This window comes from Yimella sp. RIT 621 (assembly GCF_004146205.1).
In the GTDB taxonomy this organism is placed as follows: domain Bacteria; phylum Actinomycetota; class Actinomycetes; order Actinomycetales; family Dermatophilaceae; genus Yimella; species Yimella lutea.
The window spans coordinates 1-1,535 of sequence record NZ_SEIP01000033.1 but is presented as its reverse complement, the minus strand read 5'-3'; the positions used below and the strand labels follow the sequence as shown (position 1 = coordinate 1,535).

At 56.7% G+C, this 1,535-nt stretch carries 1 rRNA gene; it reads right to left on the bottom strand.

Going from position 1 to position 1,535, the window contains the following annotated elements:
* Positions 1-92: 92 nt before the first annotated feature.
* Positions 93-1,535, bottom strand: a 16S ribosomal RNA gene (locus tag EU513_RS15560); the annotation flags it as partial.

Below are 1,535 nucleotides of genomic sequence, written 5' to 3'. Positions count from 1 at the left end.
GCCACCCGGTCACGGGCACCATGATTGATGTTCCACCCTTGAGCAGGACCCCACCACACACGCGGTGATGAAAGGCCACTGTCGCTCCTTAGAAAGGAGGTGATCCAGCCGCACCTTCCGGTACGGCTACCTTGTTACGACTTAGTCCCAATCGCCAATCCCACCTTCGACGGCTCCCCCCACAAGGGTTAGGCCACCGGCTTCGGGTGTTACCGACTTTCGTGACTTGACGGGCGGTGTGTACAAGGCCCGGGAACGTATTCACCGCAGCACTGCTGATCTGCGATTACTAGCGACTCCAACTTCATGGGGTCGAGTTGCAGACCCCAATCCGAACTGAGACCGGTTTTAAGGGATTCGCTCCACCTCACGGTATCGCAGCCCTCTGTACCAGCCATTGTAGCATGCGTGAAGCCCAAGACATAAGGGGCATGATGATTTGACGTCATCCCCACCTTCCTCCGAGTTGACCCCGGCAGTCTCCCATGAGTCCCCACCATTACGTGCTGGCAACATGGAACGAGGGTTGCGCTCGTTGCGGGACTTAACCCAACATCTCACGACACGAGCTGACGACAACCATGCACCACCTGTACACCAGCCAAAAGGCACACACATCTCTGCATGCTTCCGGTGTATGTCAAGCCTTGGTAAGGTTCTTCGCGTTGCATCGAATTAATCCGCATGCTCCGCCGCTTGTGCGGGCCCCCGTCAATTCCTTTGAGTTTTAGCCTTGCGGCCGTACTCCCCAGGCGGGGCGCTTAATGCGTTAGCTGCGGCACGGAACTCGTGGAATGAGTCCCACACCTAGCGCCCAACGTTTACGGCATGGACTACCAGGGTATCTAATCCTGTTCGCTCCCCATGCTTTCGCTTCTCAGCGTCAGTAATGGCCCAGAGACCTGCCTTCGCCATCGGTGTTCCTCCTGATATCTGCGCATTTCACCGCTACACCAGGAATTCCAGTCTCCCCTACCATACTCTAGCCTGCCCGTACCCACTGCAGAACCGGAGTTAAGCCCCGGTCTTTCACAGCAGACGCGACAAACCGCCTACAAGCTCTTTACGCCCAATAATTCCGGACAACGCTCGCACCCTACGTATTACCGCGGCTGCTGGCACGTAGTTAGCCGGTGCTTCTTCTGCAGGTACCGTCACTCTCGCTTCGTCCCTACTGAAAGAGGTTTACAACCCGAAGGCCGTCATCCCTCACGCGGCGTCGCTGCATCAGGCTTTCGCCCATTGTGCAATATTCCCCACTGCTGCCTCCCGTAGGAGTCTGGGCCGTGTCTCAGTCCCAGTGTGGCCGGTCACCCTCTCAGGCCGGCTACCCGTCAAAGCCTTGGTGAGCCACTACCTCACCAACAAGCTGATAGGCCGCGAGTCCATCCCCCACCAAAAAATCTTTCCACACACAACCATGCGACCATGTATGAATATCCAGTATTAGACCTCGTTTCCAAGGCTTATCCCAGAGTGAAGGGCAGGTTACTCACGTGTTACTCACCCGTTCGCCACTAATCCACCCCAGCAAG